This is a genomic window from Streptomyces huiliensis (genome assembly GCF_020037025.1).
Taxonomy (GTDB): Bacteria; Actinomycetota; Actinomycetes; order Streptomycetales; family Streptomycetaceae; genus Streptomyces; species Streptomyces huiliensis.
In genome coordinates, this window is record NZ_JAIQLH010000190.1 from 1 (window position 1) to 15328 (window position 15328).

The window sequence follows — 15328 nt, forward strand, 5'->3', positions numbered from 1 at the left end:
CGCGCCGCCGCCGAGGGTGACCGCGCCCGCGCCGAGGGCCGCCGCGGCCCCCAGCACCGAGCGCCGGCCCGGCCGCTGCTCCTGCTGCATGTACATTCGCTCCTTCGTTCCGGAGCCGGTGGTTCCGACTCCCCTTCGGACGCGCAGATCGTAGGTGCGTCCGTCTTGCGTACAGAAGGCCGGGACCGAAACGGAGTGAAAACTCACGTCAACACTGCGTATCGAGTCGGTTAACCCGGTGTGCGGAAAGGCCGTACCCGCGAGTATCGTCCTCACCTGCCACCAGGCCCGGCCGTCGGCCGGACGACCGACCGACCCGACCGCCCCAACCGAACAAGACCACAGACCAAGACCGGAGGATCCGTGTCCCGCATCCTGCTCAAGGCGTTCCTCGGACTTCTCATGCGCGTCCTGTACCGCCCCAAGGTCGAGGGCATGGAGCGCATCCCCGCTTCCGGGCCGGTCATTCTCGCGGGGAACCACGTCACGTTCATCGACTCGCTGTTCCTGGCCCTGGTGGTCAAGCGGCAGGTGTTCTTCATCGGCAAGGACGAGTACGTGACGGGCAAGGGGCTCAAGGGCCGGCTGATGGCCTGGTTCTTCGGCGCCTCCGGGATGATCCCGGTGGACCGCGACGGCGGTCACGGCGGCGTCGCCGCGCTGATGACCGGCCGTCGGGTGCTGGAGGAGGGCAACATCTTCGCCATCTACCCCGAGGGCACCCGCTCCCCCGACGGCCGCCTGTACCGCGGCCGGACCGGCGTCGCCCGCCTCGCGCTGATGACGGGCGCCCCCGTGGTGCCGTTCGCGATGATCGGCACCGACAAGGTGCAGCCGGGCGGCAAGGGCCTCCCGCACATCAGCCCGGTGACCGTCCGCTTCGGTGAGCCGCTGGACTTCGAGCGGTACGAGGGCATGGACCGCGACCGCTACGTCCTGCGGGCCGTCACCGACGAGGTGATGAGCGAGGTCATGCGCCTCTCCGGCCAGGAGTACGTGGACATGTACGCCACCAAGGCGCGGGCGGCGAAGGCCGCCTGAGCCCCTCGCGTCAGCCGGTGGCCGTCAGGCCCCGCCGAGACACCGCGGCTGGAAGCCCGGGTCGGCGGGGCCTTTCCGTGCCAGCGCGTCGAGCACCCACTGGTGGACGACCGGGTCCTTGGTCGCCTGGTCGTGCATGAAGAGGTCGAGCGGGCACTTGTCCTGGAGGACGACGTTGGTCAGCCGCTCGGCCGGGCCGGTCAGCAGGGCGCTGGTGTAGGGGATGACGACCTCGTCGTACCGGGTGGTGACGACGGTGTAGTCGGGCCCGGCGGGCGTCTCCTCGCCCTCGTTGAGCTTCTTCAGCAGGTCGGATCCGACGCGCTGGTCCAGGCAGGACGGGCAGACGGTGTAGCCGGCGGGGATGGCGAGCGGGTTCTTGGTCCCGTGGTTGGACGGGACGATGGCGACGAGGTCGTCCACCTTGTCCGCGCCGCCGAGGAACTTCACGTAGTAGCGCGGCATCATGCCGCCCTGGCTGTGGCCGACGATGTCGACCTTGGCCGCGCCGGTGGCGCCGCGCACGGCCTCGACGAAGTCGCGCAGCTCGCCCGCCGCCTGCGGGATGGGGTCGGTCTCCAGGTGCCCGTAGTTGAAGGCGAAGACGCAGTAGCCGTTCTCCTTCAGCTTCGGGGAGAGCTTGGCCCAGTTCTCCGCCATGAGCTTGAACGTGCCGTTGACCAGGACGACGGGCTCGGGGTGGGCCGAATCCGGCTTGCAGGACCAGTCGTTGGCGCCCTTGGGCGGAATGTCGAGCACCGAGGCCGAGGCGGGGGCGACGGTGGCGGACACGCCGGTGAGGGTGAGGGCCGCGGTGGCCGCCGCGGCGAGCAGGGCTCTCACTTTCGTGCGCAGACGCATGGGGGGTTCCTTCCGCACAAGGGCTTCGACACAAGGGCTTCGACTTCGACTGCGGCTTCGCTCTGCCGAACCGCGTTCGGCAATACCGACCAGTAGCCGCGATCGTTCCCGCGCGGTAAGGAACCCGTCAAGGGACGGGACCGTCGGAAAAAGTCACATGGGCCGGGGCTTGCCGCCCCGGCCCATGTGCGATTAGCTCATCCGAGCCCTCTGCCGCTCACAAGCGGCTCGGCTTCAGTGCTCGCCCGCGTCCGCGCTGTCCTCCAGGCGCTGGCCGCGCAGCAGGAACCACGCCGCCACCGCCGTCCCCAGCAGCACCACGGCGCCGACGGCGGACGCCAGCCGCAGCCCGTCGACGAAGGCGTGCTGCGCGGAGCTCAGCAGGGCGGACCCGGTGTCGGCCGGCAGCGTCACCGCCGCCTTGACCGCCCCGCCGAGCGACTCGTGCGCGTCCGCGGCGGCGCCGGAGGGCACCCCGGTCGGGACGGTGAAGTCCCGGTAGACGCCGGTGACGATCGAGCCCAGCAGCGCGATGCCGAGCGCGGCACCCAGTTCGTACGCCGTCTCGGAGACGGCCGACGCGGCGCCGGCCTGCTCCTTGGGGACGCTGGAGAGGATGACGTCGGCGGTGACGGTGAACGAGAAGCCAGCGCCGACGCCGACGACCAGCAGGACCGCCCCGAGGAGCGGGTACGACGTGTCGGTCCGCAGGGTGGCGATGACGGCGAGGGCGATGCCGATGGCCGCCAGCCCGCCGCCCACCACCGACCGCACCGACCAGCGGCGGGCCGCCTGCCCGGCCAGCAGGCCGGCCGTCACCGCGCCGATGGCGGCCGGGAGTTCGGCCAGGCCGGCCTCCAGCGGGTCGCGGTCCTGCACCAGCTGGAGGAACTGCGACAGGAAGAACACCATCCCGGACAGGCCCAGCACCGTCAGCAGGTCCGCCAGGACGGCCGCGGAGAACCCCCGGTTGCGGAAGAGGCGCATGTCCAGCAGGGGCGCCGGCAGCCGGAGCTGCCGGCGGACGAACCAGGCCAGGGCGGCCACGCCGACGGCCGCCGCGATGGCGATCTCGGCGCTGATCCCGTGCGTCGCCCCCTCCTTGATCGCGTAGACGACGCCGATGATGCCGGCCATCGACAGCACGACGCTGAGCAGGTCCCAGGGGCCGGGCGACGGGTCGCGCGACTCGGGCAGCAGCTTGATGCCGACGAGCACCAGCACCGCCATCACCGGCAGGTTGATCAGGAAGACCGAACCCCACCAGAAGTTCTCCAGCAGGAACCCGCCGACCACCGGGCCCACGGCCGCGCCCGCCGAGGCCATCGCGCCCCAGATGCCGATGGCGAGGCTGCGTTCGCGCGGGTCGTGGAAGAGGTTGCGGATCAGCGCCAGCGTGGACGGCATCAGGGTCGCGCCGGCGACGCCCAGCAGCGCCCGGGCGGCGATCATCATCTCCGGGCTGGTGGCGTACGCGTTGAGCACGGACACCGCGCCGAACGCGACGGCACCGCTGAGCAGCAGCTTCTTGCGGCCGATGCGGTCGCCCAGGCTGCCCATGGAGACCAGCAGGCCGGCGATGACGAAGGAGTAGACGTCGCCGATCCACAGCAGCTGCGTGCCGGACGGCTTGAGGTCCTCACTGAGGAACGGCGTCGCCAGGCCGAGGACGGTGGCGTCGACGGCCACCAGCAGCACGGCGAGGACGAGGACGGAGAGGGCCAGCCAGCGGCCGCGGTAGGGGGTCTCCCCGGAACCGCGGGCATCCGACGGCTGGGTGATCGTACGCTGGCCGCTCATCGTTCCATCCTCCGTCGCGCGCCGCCGAGCAGCAGCTCGGAGACCATCCTGGTGTGGTCCTTGGCCGCCACCCGGCCGTCGTGGACCGCCCACGCGCCGGTACCGATCAGCCCGTACAGCGCCTCGGTGAGCCAGGCCGCGGAGAGATCGAGGCGGAACGCGCCTTCCTCCTGGCCGCGGGTGAAGAGCCGCTGGACGCGGGTGTCGAGCCGGTTCCAGCCCTCGTTGCAGCCGTTCTCGTACAGCTGGTTCTCGGTGAACAGGAACGCGAGGATGCCCGCCACCGGCTCGGACAGCGCGATCAGCCGGCGCACGGCCTCGGCCGCGTCCCCCTCCTCCGTCCGCGCCTCGTCCAGCGCCCGCTCGAACTGCTCGATCCCCAGGTCCTCCAGCGCCCGGACGAGCGCGTCCCGCCCGGCGAAGTGCCGGTGCAGCGTGGCGCGGCTGATTCCGGCCGCTCTCGCGATCTCGTCCATGGAGGCCGTCGCCTTGCGGGTGAGCAGGGACGCGGCCGCGTTCAGTACGTGCTGTCGGTCGAGCCTTGTCATGAGACGAGGGTAACCCGAATGAGACAGTGGTGTTTCATTCGGGCCGGCGACGTCTCGCGTGTCGCGCTTCGCGCGGTGGGGTGCCCCGGTCCCGCCCCTTCACCGTTTCTTGCGGGGGCGAGCCCCCGCACCCCCGAAGCGCCCTTCGGGCGCTGTCCTCAATCGCCGGACGGGCTGATTCAGCCCGTCCGGCGATTGAGGACAACCGCGCGGAGCGCGGTTTCGGGGGGGCTGGGGGCTTGCCCCCAGGAATCGGCGAAGGGGCGGGACCGGGGCACAGCCCCCGCAGGGGTCACCCCCGCCGCTTCGCGCCCGCCCACTCCCGCTGCACCACCAGATCCGCCTTGACCTCGGCAAGCTGCGCGGCGACCGCCGACGGCGCCGTCCCTCCCCGCCCGCTGCGGGAAGCCAGCGACCCCGAGACATCAAGAACCGTCCGAACCTCCGGCGTCAGATGCGGCGAGATGGCAGCGAACTCCTCGTCCGTCAGACCGTCCAGCTCCACCCCCCGCCCCTCACAAACCTTCACGCACTCCCCCGCCACCTCATGCGCCACCCGGAACGGCACCCCCCGCCGCACCAGCCACTCCGCGATGTCCGTGGCCAGCGAGAACCCGGCCGGAGCCAGCTCCTCCATCCGCTCCCGGTGGACGGTGAGCGTCGCCATCATCCCGGTGAAGGCGGGCAGCAGGATCTCCAGCTGGTCGCAGGAGTCGAAGACCGGCTCCTTGTCCTCCTGGAGGTCACGGTTGTAGGCGAGCGGCAGCGCCTTGAGCGTGGCGAGCAGCCCGGTGAGATTGCCGATCAGCCGCCCGGACTTGCCCCGCGCCAGCTCCGCGATGTCCGGGTTCTTCTTCTGCGGCATGATCGACGACCCGGTCGAGAACGCGTCGTGGAGGGTGACGAAGGAGAACTCCTTCGTGTTCCAGATGATGATCTCCTCGGCGATCCGCGAGAGATCGATCCCGATCATCGCCGTGATGAACGCGAACTCGGCGACGAAGTCGCGGGACGCCGTCCCGTCGATGGAGTTGCCCACCGAGCCGCGCTCGAAGCCGAGGTCGGCGGCGACCGCCTCGGGGTCGAGGCCGAGCGAGGACCCGGCGAGCGCGCCGGAGCCGTACGGGGAGACGGCCGTCCGCTCGTCCCACTGCCGCAGCCGCTCCGCGTCCCGGCCGAGCGCCTGGACGTGGGCGAGGACGTGGTGGGCGAAGAGGACCGGCTGGGCGTGCTGGAGGTGTGTCCGGCCGGGCATCGCCACGTCCTGGTGCGCCTCGGCGAGGCCGACCAGCGCGTCCTGGAGGTCGGTGAGCAGCCCGCCGATGATCCGCGCGTGGTCGCGCAGGTACATCCGGAAGAGGGTGGCGACCTGGTCGTTGCGGGAGCGGCCGGCGCGCAGCTTGCCGCCGAGGTCGGGGCCGAGCCGTTCGAGGAGGCCGCGCTCCAGGGCGGTGTGGACGTCCTCGTCGGCGATGGTGCCGGTGAAGGCGCCGGTGGCGACGTCGGCCTCCAGCCGGTCGAGGCCGTCCAGCATCGCCGCGAGTTCGTCGGCGGTGAGCAGTCCGGCCGTGTGCAGCACGCGGGCGTGGGCGCGGGAACCGGCGATGTCGTAGGGGGCCAGGCGCCAGTCGAAGTGGACGGACGCGGACAGCTTGGCCAGGGCCTCGGCCGGGCCGTCGGCGAAGCGGCCGCCCCAGAGGCGGACATCGTCGGTGGTGCCGGTGCTCACGTGCGTGCTCCTCGTGGGTGGTGGTGGAGGGCGGCCGGCCGCCGTCGGGGTGTCGGGCGGAGGGATACGGCGGCCGGCCGGTCGGTCAGACCAGGTCCCGCTTGGCGGCGATCTTCGACGAGAGGCCGAAGATCTCGATGAAGCCCTTGGAGAGCGACTGGTCGAAGGTGTCACCCGTGTCGTAGGTGGCCAGGTTGAAGTCGTAGAGCGACTTGGCGGACTTCCGGCCGGTGACGACGGCCCGGCCGCCGTGCAGGGTCATCCGGATGTCGCCGCTGACGTGCTCGTTGGCCTCGGTGATGAAGCCGTCCAGCGCCCGCTTGAGCGGGGAGAACCACAGGCCGTCGTAGACGAGCTCGCTCCACCGCTGCTCGACCTGCCGCTTGTAGCGGGCGAGTTCGCGCTCGACGGTGACGTTCTCCAGCTCCTGGTGGGCGGTGATCAGCGCGATGGCGCCGGGCGCCTCGTAGATCTCCCGGGACTTGATGCCCACGAGCCGGTCCTCGACCATGTCGATCCGGCCGATGCCCTGGGCCCCCGCCCGCTCGTTGAGCTGCTGGATCGCCTGGAGGACGGTGACGGGCTTGCCGTCGATCGCGACCGGGACGCCGGCCTCGAAGCTGATGACGACCTCGTCGGCCTCCCGGGGCGTGGCGGGGTTGGCCGTGTAGTCGTAGACGTCCTCGATGGGCGCGTTCCAGATGTCCTCCAGGAAGCCGGTCTCGACGGCCCGGCCGAAGGCGTTCTGGTCGATCGAGTACGGCGACTTCTTGGTGGTGGCGATCGGCAGGCCCTTGGCCTCGCAGAAGGCGATGGCCTTGTCCCGGGTCATGGCGTAGTCCCGGACGGGCGCGATGCACTTCAGGTCCGGCGCGAGCGAGGAGATCCCGGCCTCGAACCGCACCTGGTCGTTGCCCTTGCCGGTGCAGCCGTGGGCGACCGTGGTGGCGCCGTGCTTCTGCGCGGCGGCGACGAGGTGCTTGACGATCGTCGGCCGGGAGAGGGCGGAGACCAGCGGGTACCGGTCCATGTAGAGGGCGTTGGCCTTGATCGCCGGGAGGCAGTACTCCTCGGCGAACTCGTCCTTGGCGTCGGCGACCTCCGCCTCCACCGCACCGCAGGCGAGCGCGCGCTTGCGGATGACGTCCAGGTCCTCGCCGCCCTGGCCGACGTCCACGGCGACGGCGATGACCTCGGCGCCCGTCTCCTCGGCGATCCAGCCGATGGCGACGGAGGTGTCCAGGCCGCCCGAGTAGGCGAGTACGACGCGCTCGGTCACGGGATTCTCCTTACCTTGCATGCGGTGATGGGTATAACTATGCAGTCCTCCGTATGTTTCGTCAATGCCTCGGGAGAGTGAATCCGTCCGGAGCCCGCGTCAGCGGACCGTTCTACGATGCGAGTATCGAGAGGCACCGGTTGGGGAGGCAGACCATGGCCACGCAGACGCAATCACTGCGCGACGCGCGGATCGAGTCCTTGCACAACGCCATCGACCGCGTGTCGTCGGTGATAGAGGGCTTCAAGATCGAAGCGGTGGGGGATCGGGTCATCATGACGCCACAGAGCAGCGTCCAGAGTGAGACGATCGCCGATGTGATCGACGCGGTCAGGGCCGCCCTCGGAAGGAAGCGCGCGTACTCGGACGTCCTCATCAAGTTCCCAGGCGAGCCCGAACGCTGCCCTGATGTGGCCATCCTCGAAGCAGGTGCAAAGGAGCAGTACTCCTACGAAGACCTGCTGGCCGCCATCGAAGTCGTCTCTTCGAAGTACGACAAGAACGACTACGTGGTCAAAACGGAACAGTACGCACGCTTCAACGTTCCCATCTACCTGATCATCGACCCCTTCCGGGGTGAGTGCGATCTGCTGACGCGCCCCCTCGACGGCACCTACGCCACCCGCGATCTGTTCAAGTACGGCGACCTCATCACTCTCCACCTCGCCGACGGAAGCGCCGTCGCCCTCCCCACGGACACTTTCGACCGCAGGAAGTAGCCGAAGCCCGGCCGCCTCCACCGCCACAGCTACGATCGCCGTGCCCACGACGATCCGCTGAATGGCACCTCCATGAACCGCGAATACGGCCTGACCCACGCGACCCTCCGGGCCGCCCGCGCCGGGGAGGGCGTGCCCTTCGACGGCGCCGATCCGGCGGCGTGGATCGACCTGGACTACGGGACGCGCGAGCACCTGCTCTGGGAGAACCCGCCCGTCGGCTGGCTGCGGAGTGGGGAGCCGGCGCCCGGGGGTGCGGCGGTGGCGGTCGCGCTGTGTCATCCCGACGGGCGGGTGCGGGAGGCGGGGCTGCGGCGGGCGGAGGCGGAGCGGTTTCCGGCGCTGGTGGTGCTGCGGTGTGCGGACTGGGTGGGGCCGGTGCGCGAGGAGGCGCGGCGGGTGCTGGCCGGGTTGCTGCCCGGCGCCGCGCCGGACACCGTGGCGGTGGTCGCGGCGGTCGCGCTGCGCGCGGCCGTCCGGCAGCGCGGGGACTTCGCCCACGACCTCGTCATGACGTTCGTCCGGAGCCCCGAGCGGATCGACGCGCTGCTCGCCTCCCCCGACCGGGGAGCGCGCCGGCTGGGCCACCGGGTGGCGATCGAGGAGGAGTACCTGCCCGCCGCCGGGCTGGCGCGCGCCGCGGCGACGGATCCGGACGTCGTCGTCCAGGACCTGTGCGCGAACGCCGCGCTCGCCCGCACCCGGGACGGGGACCACGGCGACGTCCTGCGCCCGCTGCTGGCCTCCCGGCAGCCGCGCGTACGCGCCGCCGGGGTGACGGCGCTCAGGCGGTCCGGCGAGACCGAGGAGGCGGCCCGTTTCCTCGTCGACCGCTCCGGGCTGGTGCGCGCCTGCGCCCGCTGGGTGCTGCGGCAGCACGGCATCGACCCGCTGCCGCTGTACCGGGCCGCCTGCGCCGGTCCCGACGTCCGCCCCGGCGCGCCCGCCGGGCTGGGCGAGAGCGGGACGCGGGCGGACGCGCCGCTGCTGTGGCCGCTGACCGGCCACCCGCACCCGGCCGTGCGGGCGAAGGCCGTCGGCGCCCTGCGGACGCTGGACGCGGGCGAGCCCGGGCGGCTGGAGCCGCTGCTGGACGACCCGTCGGTCTCCGTCGTGCGCGAGGCGACCACCGCGCTCGTCCCCGTCGCCGCGCGGCTCTCGGAGGACCGGCTGTACGCGCGGCTGGCGGGCGACCGGCCCCGGCACGTCCGCGTCTCCGCCTTCCGGCTGCTGTCCGCCCACCGCCCGACCGCCCAGCTGCGCTGCTTCCTGCGGCTGGCGGACGACGAGGAGCCCGTCCTGCGCGAGCGGGCCCTGACCGCGCTCGCCGGCTGGGGCCCCGCCGACGGTGCGGCGGCCTACCGGGCGCTTCCCGGGCCCCGCCGCGCCGAGCTGGACGCGCTGTTGGAGCGGGCCGCGGGCCGGCCGGACGGCCGGGAGGCCGCCCGGGTGCGCTGGTTCCTGGCCGCCTCCCGCTGACCCTGGAGCCGGCCCCGGAGCGCCCCCGCCCACCCCGGATTTGGATCACGGCGCGGAACAGGATATTTTCTTTCTGCACGCCCCACCGGGACGATAACCGGAGGGAACGGGCGAACGGGACGTGGCGCAGCTTGGTAGCGCACTTGACTGGGGGTCAAGGGGTCGTGGGTTCAAATCCCGCCGTCCCGACACGTCGGGCAACCGCCTGATCCGGAATCTTCGAGCTTCCGGGTCGGGCGGTTTCTCGTATGTCCGCTTCTCGTATGTCCGCTTCTCGTATGTCCGCTCCTCGTATGTCCGCGCACGGATTGCCGCGCACTGATTGCCCGCGCACGGACTGCCCGCGCACCGATCCGGCGGCACTGACTCCGCTTCCGGCCGCAGACCCGGAGTAACCCTGACCTTTGGTCAAGTAACACACATTCTCTGCTGCGGCCCCTTACGCCCGTCGCCTATGCTGCCCACGCATGTGAGACGCGTGTCAGGGGGAGGGGCGTCGTCGCAGATGGGAAACGGCCTGGAAGAGAACGCCGGGCGGGACGACGACGTCCGGCACCGGGAGACCCCGGGGCCGCCGACGCCCTGGCTCGCGCAGACGCTCTTCGTCGCCACGCTCGCCTCCCTGGCGAGCATGTGCGTGATCAACGTCGCCCAGGTGGCCGGCGGGGGCGAGCTGATCGGTGCGGGAGCGATGGTCGCCGTCATCTGCCTGCTCCAGTACGCCCATTCCTCCGCCCGGACCAGGGACCGGCTGGGGCGGCGCACCTACCTGACGCTGGCCGCCCAGGCGGCGTTGACGTTCCTGCCGTTCACGTTCCTGGGGTTCTCCTGGATGTCGATCACCGGCCTCTTCGCGGGCTCGGTCCTCGTGGTGCTGCCGCCCCGGGCGGCCTGGACGGTGTTCGGCCTGCTGGGGCCGGTGTTCCTGGCCATCGGATTCCACTACGGCCACGGGTGGACGGAGAGCGTCTACTTCGCCGAGTCCGCGGAAGGCTTCGGATTCGTCGTCTTCGGCCTCTCGCACCTCTCGAAGCTCATCCGCGACCTCCGCGACGCCCGGACCGAGCTGGCCAGGGCGGCCGTGACCAAGGAACGGCTGGCCTTCGCCCGTGACGTCAACGAGCTGCTCGGCAGCAGCCTCTCCTCCATCACGCTCAAGAGCGAACTCGTCCGCCGCCTCATCCCCACCCGCCCCGACCGGGCCGTGGACGAGGTCGCCGGGGTGCTGGCCGTCTCCCGCCAGGCGCTCTCCAACGTCCGCGCCGTCGCCAAGGGCTACCGCGACATGTCGCTGCGCCAGGAGATCGTCTCCGCGCGGGAGGTGCTGAGCGCCGCGGACGTCAGGGTGCGGATCCGCGTCACGGTCGGGACCGTCGACCGCCGGACGGAGACCGCCCTCGCGGCGGTCGTGCGCGAGGCCGTCACCAACGTCCTGCGCCACAGCCGGGCGACCGCCTGCGAGATCACCGCCGCCGCCACCGGCCACGGCATGATCCGCCTGTCGGTGGTCAACGACGGCGCCGCGTCCGGCTCCCCCGCTCCTTCCCCGCCGGACACCGGCACCGGTCTGAGCACCGGTCTGAGCACCGGTCTGAGCACCGGTCTGAGCACCGGTCTGAGCACCGGTCTGAGCACCGGTCTGAGCACCGGTCTGAGCAGCCTCGCCTCCCGGCTCGGCGCCCTCGGCGGCCGCCTGACGTCGGACCGTACCGCCGACGGACGGTTCCGCCTGGTCGCCGAGGTGCCCGCCGAACACGCGGAAGCACCCGCCGCCCACCGGCCGACGCACGGCCGCGACGGCCTCTTCCCCGCGCCCGCGTCCCGGACGGCTTTCGGCATCTCCGTCGCCGTGCTGCTGAACTACATGGTGATCATCAGCACGAACATCCTGCGCGAGAACCTGTCCACCACCGCCACCCTGGCTTCCCTCACCGGCCTGGCCGTGAGCGCGGCGATCCAGTGCGTCCACTTCTGCCCGCGCACCCGCCGGCGGCTGGGCCGTCGCGCGTACGCCACCCTGGCCGTCCAGGGCGTGCTGGCCTACCTGCCGATCGTCACCCTCGGGCACTGGTGGGGGTCCATGGCCGGCTTCTTCTGCGGCTCGCTCCTGCTGCTCCTGCCCTCCCGGCCGGCCGCTTGGGTGCTGTACTGGGCGGTGGGCCTGAGCATGCCCGTCTCCGCCTGCCTCGGCGGACGGGACGGCTCGTGCAGCTACTACTACGGCCAGTCCACGCTGCTCTGCGGCATCGTCGTCTACGGGATCGCCCACTTCTACGACGTCATATGGCAGTTGCACCGCACCCGCGACGAACTCGCCCGCGCCGCCGTCGCCCGGGAGCGCCTGCGCTTCGCGCGCGACCTGCATGACCTGCTCGGCTACAGCCTCTCCTCCATCACGCTCAAGAGCGAACTCGTCCGCCGCCTCGTCCCCGTCCGGCCGGAGCAGGCGATGCGGGAGGCCGACGAGGTGCTGGCCGTCGCGCGGCAGTCGCTCGCCGACGTCCGGACGGTCGTCAGCGGCTACCGGGACCTGTGCCTGGAGGACGAGATCGCGTCCGCGCGCTCGGTGCTGCGCTCCGCCGGGATCGCCCTGTACGTCGAGTGCGCGCCCTGCGCCGTCGGGCCGGAGGCGGACACCGTGCTCGCCACGGTGCTCCGCGAGGCGGTCACCAACCTTCTGCGCCACAGCAGGGCGCGGCACTGCACGCTCTCCGTGACCCGGACGCCCACCGGGAACGTCCGGCTCACCCTCCGCAACGACGGCGCCGACCCCGTCCACCGCGACGTCTCGCCCGACGGCGGAAGCGGAATCGGCAATCTGACGGTCCGTCTGGAGGCCATCGGCGGGCGGCTGCTGTGCGAGCAGGGGCAGAACGGAACGTTCCGGTTGACCGCCGAGGCGCCCTCCCGGTGTACCGGGACGCCCGCCGGGTCCCTGACCACGGCGAACGAACACGGTGCCCCGGTGGCGCGTTGATAAGATCGCGGACCTCGCGGGATCCCACAGGACGCCGGTCCCGCGGCACGCACGCACCATGCGAGGGCAGCCCGTGATACGGATACTTCTGGCCGAGGACATGCACATGGTCCGCGGAGCCCTCGTGGCCCTGCTCGACCTCGAACCGGACATCGAGGTCGTGTGCCAGCTGGAGCGCGGGGACGAGATCGTCGAGGCGGCGCTTCGGCACCGGCCCGAGGTGGCGGTCATCGACATCGACCTGCCGGGGACCGACGGGCTCACCGCCGCCGCCGAGTTGCGGGAGCGGCTCCCGGAGTGCCGCACGCTCATCCTCACCAACCTCGGCCGTCCCGGCACCCTGCGCCGGGCGCTGGCCGCGCACGTCTCCGGTTACCTGCTCAAGGACGCGCCGCCGGACGAACTGGCCGCCGCCATCCGCCGGGTGGCCGCCGGACAGCGTGCCATCGACCCCGAACTGGCCCTCGCCGCCTGGTGCGGTGCCGAGAGCCCGCTGACCGCCCGCGAGACCGAGGTGCTGTGCCTGGCCGCGGAGGGCGCGGAGGCCGGGGAGATCGCCTCGCGGCTCCACCTCTCCGCCGGGACCGTCCGCAACTACCTGACGACCGTCGTCACCAAGCTCAACGCCCGCAACCGGGTGGACGCCATCCGAATCGCGCGGGACTCGGGCTGGCTGACGTAGGCGGCCGCCCCGGCACACCTTCGATGCGTCGGGAGCCCCGACGTGCCGGAGGCCCCGCGTGCACGGCCCGCCCTGAACTCGGGCCGTGCACGCGGGGCGGTCCCCGGTGCGCGGAAGACGCCTGTTACTTGAACAGGCGGTCGGCTTACTTGAACAGGCGGTCGGCGCTGGTCGCCATGCGGTGCGTGCCGCTGTGGCGGTTCACCCAGTCGCGGATGAGGTTGACGGCGTTGGCGCACTGCCAGCCGTTGTCGTACTCGTGCTCACCGGTGTAGTGGCCGTAGCCCGCGATGATGCCGTCCACCCGCGCGTCGCCCAGCAGCTTGTCGACGTACCACGGGTCGTTGTACGTGGTCGTCCAGGAGAGCGTGGCCGCGAGCCGGCCGGCGGCGCGGTCCGCGGCGCCCTTCTTCAGCTCGGCACAGGTGTTGTAGGAGGGTTCCGTGCAGTTGCCGAAGCCGTTGGGGATGTTGGTGTCGCCGTAGTCCATCACGCGGCGGCCGTTCGGGAAGCCGGCACCGGACCGGTTGAAGGCGTCGAGGACCTTGTCGCGGGACCCGGTCGTCGTGATGCCCTCCAGCCTGCCGAGCTTTCCCTCCAGGCTCTTCCAGCCCCGGCCGCCGACGTCCGGGTCGCTGCCGCCGTGGTACTCGTAGAAGCCGTAGAGCACCTGGATCCCGGCGTTCGTCAGCCGCTGCGCCTTGTCGCGCAGCCCGGCGACGCTGCACGTGCGGTTGGGCGCCTCACCGCAGTAGTTGGGGTCCTTGATGTCCAGCCAGACGAGCGCCAGCCTGCGCCCGTTGTTGGCGTTGGAGAGGATGCGGTCGATCATGCTGTCGAAGCTGGGGCCGCGGCGGTTCTCGCCGGCCGAGGAGCAGTCGTGGTAGGCGCGCCATTCGTTCGGGTTCCACCAGGCGCAGACGTCGATCTCGATGGCGTTGGCGCCGTGGTTGAGCGCGGCGTCCACGCCCTCCACGGTGTCGACGCGGTGCGCGATCGCGTAGATGGCCTGGCGCTGGTCGGCCGCCGCGGCCGGGGTCGTACCGAGCAGGGCGGCGCCGATGATCCCGCAGAGGGCGGTCAGCAGGGCAAGTAAGGTGCGGGGGCGCGCGGGGCGCCGGAGGTGGGTGGTCAAGGATGAGCTCCCTCGGGGACGCGTGGGTGCCGTGAGCACATGGACCACCCGAGTCTGCGGGGGAACACGTTCCGACCGCCACGCCGACCGCCTGTTTCGGGACACCGGAACGCGGACGGGGCTCCGGCCAGGGACGACGCGAGCCTCCTGGAACGCCCGGCCGGGACGCCCCCGCCCTCACCTCGTCCCGTGTGCGGCCTGTCACCCGTGTGCGGCCTGTCACCCGCGTACGGCCGGTCATCCCGCGTGCAGCCTGCGCCGCTCCCGCTCCCCCGCCGGGGCGAGCATCCCCGCCGCCGCCAGGTAGGACAGGACCTCCCGGGTCACCTCCCGCGGCAGCGGCAGCCCGGCGGACGCCGCCCGGGGCGTGACCGGCCAGGCCAGCATGCCGAGCACCCACACGGCCTCCGGCCGGTGCAGCACCACGCGGTGCCGGGCCTCGGCGCGTTCCAGGGTGAACCCCGAGCGCCAGGGCGTCAGTACGGTGTCGGCCGGCAGGCGTACGGGGGTCTCCTCCGGCAGCGGAGCCGGCGCGAACGAGGCGTTCCGGGTCATCGGGGAGACCGACAGCAAGGGGCCCTTGAGATCGTCCACCCCGAGCGTCCGGACGATCAGGTGGGACAGCCTGCCCACCGCCCGCATCATGACCACCCGGCCCGGGTCGGGACCGTCGCCCCGGCGCCGCCCTGTCGTCCGACCGGAGCCGGCCGGGCTCCCGGGACCGCCGCCCCGCTTCCCCGCCGCCGTCTCGACGTTCGCCAGCAGGACCGGCCCCAGCTCCATCCGCCGCAGCGCCTCGCGCACCGCGGGCACCGGCCGGTCGATCCACTCCGCCCCCCAGCGGCCCTTGACCACCATCGCACCGTCCGCCCGGTGCTCGACGACCACGTCCTCGCTCAGCGACCACAGGTGCAGGACGCGGTGTCCGGTGCCGATCTGCATCCTCGCCCTTCCCCCCCCCGGCTCCCCCCGCCCCCCCCGCCGCGCTCTGCCGCTCAGTAACTCTGTCGCCTGTCGCTCAGTCGCTCAGTATGCAATCGGCCGCCCATCAGGTGACAGCCATTCGCTCATTCCCCCG

12 protein-coding genes and 1 tRNA gene are annotated in these 15328 nt (G+C 71.9%); 6 read left to right on the plus strand and 7 right to left on the minus strand.

All coding sequences use genetic code 11. The features are described from left to right. Positions 1–363: 363 nt before the first annotated feature. Positions 364–1041 (plus strand): lysophospholipid acyltransferase family protein, encoded by a 678-nt coding sequence (locus tag JNW98_RS26610; protein ID WP_223770843.1) that lies wholly within the window; start codon positions 364–366, stop codon positions 1039–1041. Between the two features lie 24 nt (positions 1042–1065). Here the strand turns inward: JNW98_RS26610 and JNW98_RS26615 are convergent, their stop codons facing one another. The 5 genes from JNW98_RS26615 to JNW98_RS26635 form a co-directional block, all read right to left on the minus strand. Further along, positions 1066–1902: an alpha/beta fold hydrolase gene (locus JNW98_RS26615; protein ID WP_223770844.1), complete on the minus strand. Its 837-nt coding sequence runs from the start codon at positions 1900–1902 to the stop codon at positions 1066–1068. 234 nt (positions 1903–2136) lie between these two features. Continuing rightward, positions 2137–3702 (minus strand): MFS transporter, encoded by a 1566-nt coding sequence (locus tag JNW98_RS26620; protein WP_223770845.1) that lies wholly within the window; start codon positions 3700–3702, stop codon positions 2137–2139. Further along, entirely contained in the window at positions 3699–4250 is a 552-nt protein-coding gene (locus JNW98_RS26625) for a TetR/AcrR family transcriptional regulator (protein WP_223770846.1), read from the minus strand. The genes JNW98_RS26620 and JNW98_RS26625 overlap by 4 nt, the downstream gene beginning before the upstream one ends. A gap of 292 nt (positions 4251–4542) precedes the next feature. After that, positions 4543–5979 (minus strand): argininosuccinate lyase, encoded by a 1437-nt coding sequence (gene argH / locus JNW98_RS26630; RefSeq protein WP_223770847.1) that lies wholly within the window; start codon positions 5977–5979, stop codon positions 4543–4545. An 85-nt stretch (positions 5980–6064) separates the two neighbouring features. Further along, entirely contained in the window at positions 6065–7258 is a 1194-nt protein-coding gene (locus JNW98_RS26635) for an argininosuccinate synthase (RefSeq protein ID WP_223770848.1), read from the minus strand. 155 nt (positions 7259–7413) lie between these two features. On the opposite strand from JNW98_RS26635, the gene JNW98_RS26640 reads away from it, so the two are divergent. The 5 genes from JNW98_RS26640 to JNW98_RS26660 all read left to right on the plus strand — a co-directional run bounded on the left by JNW98_RS26640 (position 7414) and on the right by JNW98_RS26660 (position 13115). After that, positions 7414–7977 (plus strand): Uma2 family endonuclease, encoded by a 564-nt coding sequence (locus JNW98_RS26640; RefSeq protein ID WP_223770849.1) that lies wholly within the window; start codon positions 7414–7416, stop codon positions 7975–7977. A 72-nt stretch (positions 7978–8049) separates the two neighbouring features. Then, complete coding sequence (locus JNW98_RS26645) at positions 8050–9456, plus strand: hypothetical protein (protein WP_223770850.1); 1407 nt, start codon at positions 8050–8052, stop codon at positions 9454–9456. 115 nt (positions 9457–9571) lie between these two features. Beyond that, positions 9572–9645, plus strand: a tRNA-Pro gene (locus tag JNW98_RS26650). A 316-nt stretch (positions 9646–9961) separates the two neighbouring features. Continuing rightward, positions 9962–12433 (plus strand): sensor histidine kinase, encoded by a 2472-nt coding sequence (locus JNW98_RS26655; protein ID WP_223770851.1) that lies wholly within the window; start codon positions 9962–9964, stop codon positions 12431–12433. A gap of 73 nt (positions 12434–12506) precedes the next feature. After that, positions 12507–13115 carry a response regulator transcription factor gene (locus JNW98_RS26660; RefSeq protein WP_223770852.1) on the plus strand — a complete coding sequence of 203 codons (609 nt, stop codon included), beginning with the start codon at positions 12507–12509 and terminating at the stop codon, positions 13113–13115. Between the two features lie 145 nt (positions 13116–13260). Here the strand turns inward: JNW98_RS26660 and JNW98_RS26665 are convergent, their stop codons facing one another. Further along, positions 13261–14250 carry a glycerophosphodiester phosphodiesterase family protein gene (locus JNW98_RS26665; protein WP_223770853.1) on the minus strand — a complete coding sequence of 330 codons (990 nt, stop codon included), beginning with the start codon at positions 14248–14250 and terminating at the stop codon, positions 13261–13263. 237 nt (positions 14251–14487) lie between these two features. After that, complete coding sequence (locus JNW98_RS26670; RefSeq protein ID WP_223770854.1) at positions 14488–15192, minus strand: NADH oxidase; 705 nt, start codon at positions 15190–15192, stop codon at positions 14488–14490. Between the last annotated feature and the right edge of the window lie 136 nt (positions 15193–15328).

What these genes read in the sequence shown, in the direction of transcription:
- JNW98_RS26615 (WP_223770844.1), bottom strand. Translation starts at nt 1,902, where the DNA reads ATGCGTCTGCGCACGAAAGTGAGAGCCCTGCTCGCCGCGGCGGCCACC.
- JNW98_RS26620 (WP_223770845.1), bottom strand. Translation starts at nt 3,702, where the DNA reads ATGAGCGGCCAGCGTACGATCACCCAGCCGTCGGATGCCCGCGGTTCC.
- JNW98_RS26625 (WP_223770846.1), bottom strand. Translation starts at nt 4,250, where the DNA reads ATGACAAGGCTCGACCGACAGCACGTACTGAACGCGGCCGCGTCCCTG.
- JNW98_RS26640 (WP_223770849.1), top strand. Translation starts at nt 7,414, where the DNA reads ATGGCCACGCAGACGCAATCACTGCGCGACGCGCGGATCGAGTCCTTG.
- JNW98_RS26645 (WP_223770850.1), top strand. Translation starts at nt 8,050, where the DNA reads ATGAACCGCGAATACGGCCTGACCCACGCGACCCTCCGGGCCGCCCGC.
- JNW98_RS26655 (WP_223770851.1), top strand. Translation starts at nt 9,962, where the DNA reads ATGGGAAACGGCCTGGAAGAGAACGCCGGGCGGGACGACGACGTCCGG.
- JNW98_RS26670 (WP_223770854.1), bottom strand. Translation starts at nt 15,192, where the DNA reads ATGCAGATCGGCACCGGACACCGCGTCCTGCACCTGTGGTCGCTGAGC.